Here is a 7,836-nt window from a genome sequence, read left to right on the forward strand (position 1 = left end):
CTGAATTAGGGTGCTGCCTCCACACTTCAAACACCGTTGGAGCGCCCGCCATGGAACCGACCGATCCTGACCAGCCGTCCCGCACCGATGTCATCGGCCGCGAAGGTGTTGACATGACCGGCCCCTTCGATCCGCACGGCCGTTTTGGCCGCCTCAGCTATATTGCCTGGGCCGTCGCTGTCAGCTTCGGCGTCAACCTCGTTCAGATGGCGCTCGCCTTCGCGTTCGGCGTCTCGGCGGGCGAGCCTATCCCGGACACCCCCGCTGCAGCGGTCGTCACAGGGATCTCGCTTGTCCTCGGCCTCGCGGTGATGATCGCGACCATCCTGTTCTTCATCCGGCGTCTGCACGACATCGAGCTCAGCGGATGGTGGGCATTGTTGATGCTGGTCCCGCTGGTGAACGTCGTCTTCGGCCTCTACGGAATCCTCAAGCCCGGCACCGATGGTCCCAACCGCTTCGGTCCGCCCCGGCCGACAGCGGGGTGGGAGAAGTTGCTCGGGGGCATCGGCGCCGTGCTCATCGGCATCTCGATCGCGGCAGTGCTGATCGTGCTCGTCGCCGCCTTGATGAATCCGCAGCTGATGCAGACGCTCCAGGAAACCATGTCCGCGGCTTGATCGTCGGCAAGGCGTCAGACGAGGGTGCCCCGCTCGTTCGAGGCATCCTGAACAGGTTAGACTGCGCCCGACGGAATGAACGAAGGAGATGTGCAATGCGGGTCATGGTGACCGGGGGTGCCGGGTATATCGGCAGCCACACCTGCGTGGAGATGCTTGCCGCGGGAATGGAGGTCGTGGTCGTCGACAACCTGAGCAACAGTAAAGAGGAAGCGCTGCGGCGGGTGCGGGAGATCACGGGGCGGCCGTTGGCCTTCATCCAAGCCGACCTGCGCGATCGCGCGGCGCTGGATGCGGTCTTTCGGAGCGGCTCATTCGATGCCGTCGTCCACTTCGCCGGGCTCAAGGCGGTCGGCGAATCGGTGGAGATCCCGCTCGCCTATTACGAGAACAATGTCGGCGGGACGATCAGTCTCTGCGAGGCGATGGCCGCGGCAGGGGTCAAGAACCTGGTCTTCAGCTCCTCGGCCACGGTCTACGGCGACCCGGCAACAGTGCCGATCCAGGAAGGGTTTCCGCTCTCGGCGACCAATCCCTACGGCCGTTCCAAGCTCTTCATCGAGGAGATCCTGCGCGACCTTCACGTCTCGGATACCGATTGGAACATCGCCCTGCTGCGTTACTTCAATCCGGTGGGTGCGCACCCGAGCGGGCGGATCGGCGAGGATCCCAACGGCATCCCGAACAACCTCATGCCTTACGTCGCTCAGGTTGCGGTGGGTCAGCTGCCGCGGCTGCGCGTCTTCGGCAATGACTACCCGACCCCGGACGGCACGGGCGTGCGCGACTACATTCATGTCGTCGATCTCGCGCGCGGGCATCTTGCCGCGCTGCGCCGACTCGAGCAGGGGCCGGGGGTGGTCGTCTACAATCTGGGGACCGGGCGAGGCTACAGCGTATTGGAGATGGTCGCAGCCTTCGAGCGCGCCAGCGGGCGCCCCGTGCCATACGAGATCGTCGCGCGGCGGGCCGGAGACATCGCGATCTGCTACGCGGACCCCGCGCTCGCACGGTCGGAGCTGCGTTGGCAGGCGGACTTCGGGATCGACGAGATGGTGCGCGACGCCTGGCGCTGGCAGTCGGAGAATCCGCACGGTTTCAATGACTGAGCGGCTCCCATCGACGCGCCTGGTGATGAAGCACCCTGACTTCCCCCACTGCTGATCAAGGTCGCGCCCTGTTCCGCTGTTGAGCGGCACGTCCGGCGCCGGTAGGGAGGTACAGACAGAGGCGGGCGCCGCCGAGCGCCGAGTCCTCGATGCTGAGTCGACCGCCGTAGGCGGCGCAGATCTCCCGGGCAACCGCGAGGCCGATGCCGTGTCCGGGGACTGCCTCGTCGGCGCGTGCGCCTCGGGCCTGGAGTCCCACGGCATCCTGCGGGGAAATCCCCGGTCCGTCGTCCTCGATCGCGAGGATCAGCGCCCCTGTGTCGACGCGTCCGAGCACATGAACCTGGCTCCGGCACCACTTGAAGGCGTTGTCGAGCAGGTTGCCGAGCATCTCCATCAGATCGCCTTCCACGGCGGGAAGTTGAAGCTCCTGCGGAACTGAAAGGGTGACGGCGACGCCTTTGTGGCGGTAGACCTTGCTCAGCGACTCGATGAGCCGCTCCGTGACGCGCCGGATCTGAACCGGTGGGGTAAGGGTGGCGCCCGGCAGGGCGCCGGTGCGGGCGCGCTGCAATTGGTAGGCGATGATGCGGTTCATACGCGCCAGCTGTTCCTCCACGATCGTAGCGGCTGCGTTGGGGGTTGCGACATCGCCAAGGGCGCCCCGGATGACCGCGAGCGGTGTCTTGAGGCTATGTGCGAGGTCGCCGAGCGCGTTGTCCAGGCGCGTCTGGCGCGCCTGCTCGTGAGCCAAGAGTCCGTTGAGGTTGTCGGTCAGGGCGCGGATCTCTCTCGGATAGGCGCCGAGGATCTTGGCCTGATCCCCGGACTCGATCGCGGCCACCTCGCTGGCGACCCGACGCAGTGGCCTGAGACCCCAGGCCAGGATGAACACCAGTGCAGCCAACGTCAGGAGCGCCGTGGCACCCAGCCAGCCGGCGAGGCTCGCGCGCAGACGCGCGACCTCTGCGTCGAACGCTGTCATATCCTCCGCAACCATGAAGACATAATCCCGCGGGGCCTCGCCGGTCGCCCAGGAGACACCGAATGCTTCGACCAGATAGCTGAGTGCGTCGCTGCCCGTCCTGCGCTCGAGACGGCGCTCGCCGGCCGTCAACGACATGGGGCTCGGTTCGGGGACGCCGACGGCGGAGTTGGATTCCCAGACCAGACGGTCGGTGCTGTCGAAGACGCGGGCATAGAGGCCGGAGCCCGGAAGGCTGAACCTGGCCTCGGCGAGCGTCTCTGGGAACACCAACCCGTCATGGTCCGCCTCGGCCGCCGCCATGAGGAGGAAGATCTGCGCCAGAAGGCGCTCCTCACGCGCGGATTGGGCGGTATCCCGAAAGGCATTCTCCAGCGCGAGGCTGGTGAGGACGATGAAGACCGCGAGGACCGCAGCAGCCGATGCGACGACCCGCGCGCGCAGCGACATCATCCGCTGTCTTGCCTTGAATCCGCGAAGGCGAGCGCCAAGCGGTAGCCGCGACCGCGCAGCGTCTCGATCGGCGCGAGCGAGCCGTCGGGGTCGAGCTTGCGCCGCAGTCGACCTACGAGGACCTCGATGACATTGCTGTCGCGGTCTTGGTCGTGGGGATACAGCCGATCCGCCAATGCGCTCTTGGAGAGGACGCCGCCGCGGGCGCTCGCCAGTTGCTCCAGGAGACGGTACTCGTAGGCGGTCAGATCGGTCGCGCGCCCGTTGATCCAGACCGACTGGGTGACCAGATCCATGTGCAACGGACCGACCCGCAGCTCTCGCGAGGCGGTTCCGCTGGCTCGGCGAACCAATGCGCGCAAGCGTGCCAGCAGCTCCTCGGCGTGGAAGGGCTTCACGAGATAGTCGTCCGCGCCGGCCTCGAGTCCCTGTACTTTGTCCTGCCAGCGGTCTCGTGCGGTGAGGATGAGAATCGGAAGGAGGCTGTCTTGGGCGCGCAGACGGCGGATGATCTCGAGCCCGCTGATCCCGGGCAGGCCGAGGTCTACCACGGCGGCATCGAAGGGGTATTCCGTAGCCAGATAGAGACCCTCTCGACCATCGCCTGATCCGTCCGCGAGGACGCCTTCCCGACTCAGGCGATCGACGATCTGTTGGCGGAGGTCCGCCTCGTCCTCGATGACGAGTATACGCATGCGGTCATCCCGGGCTCGGCAGCGGTCGCCGTACCGGCGCGAAAGGCACGGGTCCCTGCAGCGATCGCATTCTCAGCGTGGGCCTCGGGGCGGCGGTCAAGACAGGCTTCAAGACGACCGTCCGAGATTTTTTGAGGCACCGTCTGTCGTCGCGCCCCAATGGACCGGGCCTCAGCGGCCCGACCCCGCAACGAAGACATAACGGACCTCGCCAGCCGGGGTCAGGACCTTCACCTGATAGCCGCCGTTTGCCGGTTTGATGGCAAGCACCCGCCCGCCTGTCTTGCGGCGAGCGGTCTCCTCCGCTTGTGCCGGTGTCATCTGCTGTCCCTGCCGGGAATCGCCGCCCCGTCCGGGGGCGGCCCAGGTCGTCGGTATGCTGACGACCAGGATCAGGGTGACGAGGGCACGCGCGGGCGTTGGCATCTTGGGCCGGGCTCCGAGGTCGGGCATTGAGCGGGGAATCTAGCACAGTCGCCGCCTCCATCCGATCCCGGTGGGCTTCGGGACTCCAGTCCTCCGACCCCGCTTCCCGAAGGGGTCGGCTCAAGCTTCCTGGGTCTTGTGCCTCACCTCCAGCCGCCAAAATAGATCGTAATGCTGCCCCGCTGTCTGCCGACGTAGCGATACGGCGGCGCCCATCCGCGGATGGCATGGCGGCCTTGGGGAGCCGGATCGACGATGAACGGGCGGCGGCCGGATCTGGACCATCGCCGCGGCTGGCATGATTCGACCGGGGCGCAGCTCCGATGCCCGCATTCGCGAGGTCCTTTCGCCGAGGCCGGCGCCGGGATGATCAAGAGAGCGGTCAGGCCTGCCGCAGCCAGTGTGAGCGTAACGTGCTTCGTATTCATCCGATGTCTCCTGCCAAGCGATGAGACACCGAATGTCCCATCGTGGAGGTCATCCTAAGAGGGAGAAGCTGAACCGTCGCTGAACCGGTGGATACGGCCCCGAATCCGGGCGCGGGAGCCAGAGCGGACTCATCGGCTCGGGTATCGCCGCCGCCCGGGCAAGCAGGCGCTCGGCCAAGGCAGGCAGGCTCAACGGCGCGCCAGGATCAACAGGTCGTCACCGCGTTGGATCCGCAAGCTCAGGAGCAACCCGGATTGTTCCAGTACCCGGGCCACGTCGCGGAGACTTGCGACTCGCTGCCCGTTGACCTGGAGGATCCGGTCGCCTTCTCGCAGACCGGCGTTCCAAGCGGCGGTGCCGGGCTCAACCGTGCCAACCGGGAGTGCAGGGACGCCGCCGCGGCGATCGAGCTCCCCCAACAAGGCCCCGGCGAGACTCGGGGCGACGCGGCGACCCTCGACAAAATCCCGATAGGGGTCGGCGATGGTCCCGTCGACCCGACGGACCTTGCCGCCGCGCAGGATGTCGAGCTGGACGGCCGCCCCGACCCGTAGCAGGCCGAACCGGTTACGGAGATCCGCAGCGCCTTTGACGGCAGCCCCGTTGATCGTCAAGATCACATCGCCCTCGCGAAGGCCGGCGGCTGCGGCGGCCGACTCGGGCTCCACTCCATTGACCACGGCCCCGTCGCGCAGGTCGATGCCGAGCGCGCCAGCCAGCTCTGGTGTCAGATCCTGGATGGTGACACCGAAGAGACCGCGTCGCACGGTGCCATGATCGACGAGCTGCTCCATGATGGCCCAGGCCATGTTCGCGGGAATCGCGAAGCCAATCCCGACATTTCCACCCCCCGGGGCCAGGATCGCGGTGTTGACGCCGACGAGCTCGCCGCTTAGGTTCACCAAGGGTCCGCCCGAGTTTCCCGGGTTGATGGAGGCATCGGTCTGAATGAAGCTTTCATAGCCCTCGATCCCAAGTCCCGAACGACCCAGCCCGCTGACGATACCGGAGGTGACCGTTTGACTGAGGCCGAAGGGATTGCCGATCGCGACCACGAAGTCACCGACCTTCACTGTGTCCGAGTTCGCGACCGGGAGCGCGATCAGGTCCTGGGAAGGGATGCGCAGGACCGCGATGTCGGTCTCGGGATCCGCGCCGACCAGGTCTGCGATCAGGCTGCGCCCGTCGTGCAGGGTGACCCGAATCTCCGTCGCCTTCGCGATCACATGCTGATTGGTCAGGACGAGGCCCCGCTGGGCATCGACGATGATCCCCGAGCCCAGGCTGTTTCCTTCGCGCCGCTGCTGCTGGGGTGGAATGTCGAAAAACCGGCGGAAGAAAGGGTCGCGCATCAGTGGGTGCTCGGCCGCCTCGATGCGCGTGACGGTGGAGATGTTGACGACCGCCGGAACGGCCCGCTCCAGCATCGGCGCGAGGCTCGGCAGCGGTTGATCATCGACCACCACGGGCAGGCCCGCGCCGGCGCTCCCGCTGGCGAGCACGGCGAGGAGGATCCAGCTGAGTGCGATGGAGCTTGAGAGGCGCATGGGTCTGAACATGACTTGGACGTGTCTGCCTTGAGATCAGATGAACATTTGAACCGCAAAAGTGCACGGAACGCAAAGGGGTGTAACCCGCAGTATGGGTCCCCTCAACGGGCGCCGTCCTCAGCCGCTGGACGAGCTGCCCGCTGTGGTCGGAGGGCACGGAGTGACGAGGCGCGTATGAGACCCCCGTCCCCCGGCTTTGGTCGGGCAGCCGCAACGCCGACCCGGCGTGCCTGGGGAACGCAAGGCGCCGGACAATGCATGTTCATCACAGAAACAAGCCGGGCGAGCGCCCGGCTTGTTGACGGCATCAGCAGCCTGCGGGTGACGCGGATGAGCCGCGTGAGGCGGCCGCCCCGGACATCAGGCCGCTGCTTGGCCTTGCTTGGCGTCGGTCTCGATGAAGCGGCCGGGCTCGCCGCGGATCTCGATCTTACGAGGCTTCATGGCCTCCGGGATCTCGCGGCGCAGGTCGACATGCAGGAGACCGTTCTCGAGACGCGCATCCAGCACGCGGACATAGTCGGCGAGCTGGAACTTGCGCTCGAAGCTCCGGTTGGCGATCCCACGATAGAGATACTTGGTCTGGCTCGTCTCCTCATTCTCGGAGCGCGCCCCCGAGACGGTCAGGATGTTCTCCCTGACCTCCAGGCTCAGATCCTTCTCGGTGAATCCGGCGACCGCCATGGTGATGCGGTAGTCGTTCTCGCCGCTGGCCTCGATGTTGTAGGGGGGATAGCCGCCCGGCTCGGAACGATAGGCCGTCTCCAGGGCGGAGGACATCCGATCGAAGCCGATCATGGAACGGAAGAGTGGTGAAAAGTCAATGTTTGTCATGAACATATCCTCACGTTGAGCAATATGGGACGGTGCGTTCGAGTGAACCGCAACTCCTGCAGACCTCTCTGGAGCGACTGCATTATGTAAAGTAAAGGCGGGGTGGGGCGATGTCAAGGGGCGCCGAGATCCAGCTTTCGCGGATCTATTCGTGCTCGCGAGTCATCGGGCGAAGCGCGAGATTCCCTCATCGGCGGCTCGCCGTTCCCACCCGTCGACGCGAGCCGGCTATTCCCTCGCCCCGATTTCGGCGTTCTATACTCTGGTTCAGATGCACGATTTCCAAGCGTCCAAGCCCGAGGGGGACGGCGATGACCAGTCTTGCAGCCGGCGCAGTCGAGCAGTTTGTCGCGGAGTCGCTCGACACCCACGGGCGGGATCCGCAGCACCTCCTCCAGCATCTCATCCGGGTCCAGCATCGTTTCTCCTATGTACCGGAACAGGCCGTGGAGGCCTTCTCCGGGGCGCTGGACGTGACCCGGACCCAGGTGCGCGCGGCGATCGCCTTCTATGCCTTCCTCCACGAGCGACCCCGCGGTGACTTCGAGATCCGGTTCAGTGACAACATCACCGACCGGATGTTGGGGAGCCAGCGCCTGATCCGCCTGCTGGTCGGACGTCTCGGTCTGGATGGTCTGCCGGATCGGGGGCATGACCTGATCCGCCGGGACGGGCGCGTCAGCGTCGGTCTGACCTCCTGCACCGGGATGTGCGACCAGGGGCCAGCGCTCCTGG

Annotated in this window: 8 protein-coding genes; 3 read left to right on the forward strand and 5 right to left on the reverse strand. The window is 66.1% G+C overall.

The genetic code is table 11. From position 1 onward, the window contains the following. Positions 1-50: 50 nt before the first annotated feature. On the forward strand, positions 51-620 hold the full coding sequence (locus LJE61_RS13580; protein ID WP_296909995.1) for a DUF805 domain-containing protein: 570 nt from the start codon (positions 51-53) through the stop codon (positions 618-620). Positions 621-715: 95 nt separating this feature from the next. Continuing rightward, positions 716-1,729: a UDP-glucose 4-epimerase GalE gene (gene galE, locus LJE61_RS13585; protein ID WP_296909997.1), complete on the forward strand. Its 1,014-nt coding sequence runs from the start codon at positions 716-718 to the stop codon at positions 1,727-1,729. Positions 1,730-1,784: 55 nt separating this feature from the next. Here galE and LJE61_RS13590 read toward each other — a convergent pair whose 3' ends face one another. The 5 genes from LJE61_RS13590 to LJE61_RS13610 form a co-directional block, all read right to left on the reverse strand. After that, positions 1,785-3,167, reverse strand: a complete 1,383-nt coding sequence (locus LJE61_RS13590) for an ATP-binding protein (protein ID WP_296909998.1) — start codon at positions 3,165-3,167, stop codon at positions 1,785-1,787. Next, positions 3,164-3,862, reverse strand: a complete 699-nt coding sequence (locus LJE61_RS13595) for a response regulator transcription factor (RefSeq protein ID WP_296918653.1) — start codon at positions 3,860-3,862, stop codon at positions 3,164-3,166. The genes LJE61_RS13590 and LJE61_RS13595 overlap by 4 nt, the downstream gene beginning before the upstream one ends. A 171-nt stretch (positions 3,863-4,033) precedes the next feature. Then, complete coding sequence (locus LJE61_RS13600; RefSeq protein WP_296910002.1) at positions 4,034-4,288, reverse strand: PepSY domain-containing protein; 255 nt, start codon at positions 4,286-4,288, stop codon at positions 4,034-4,036. A 617-nt stretch (positions 4,289-4,905) separates the two neighbouring features. After that, positions 4,906-6,264: a Do family serine endopeptidase gene (locus LJE61_RS13605; RefSeq protein WP_296918655.1), complete on the reverse strand. Its 1,359-nt coding sequence runs from the start codon at positions 6,262-6,264 to the stop codon at positions 4,906-4,908. A 363-nt stretch (positions 6,265-6,627) separates the two neighbouring features. Continuing rightward, the gene (locus LJE61_RS13610) at positions 6,628-7,101 is read right to left on the reverse strand and encodes an Hsp20 family protein (RefSeq protein WP_296918656.1); all 474 of its coding nucleotides are present in this window, start codon (positions 7,099-7,101) and stop codon (positions 6,628-6,630) included. Between the two features lie 311 nt (positions 7,102-7,412). Here LJE61_RS13610 and LJE61_RS13615 point away from each other — a divergent pair. Further along, the coding region (locus tag LJE61_RS13615) for an NAD(P)H-dependent oxidoreductase subunit E (RefSeq protein WP_296918658.1) at positions 7,413-7,836 on the forward strand (424 nt) is incomplete at its 3' end.

The organism is Thiocapsa sp. (assembly GCF_022340925.1).
Taxonomy (GTDB): domain Bacteria; phylum Pseudomonadota; class Gammaproteobacteria; order Chromatiales; family Chromatiaceae; genus Thiocapsa.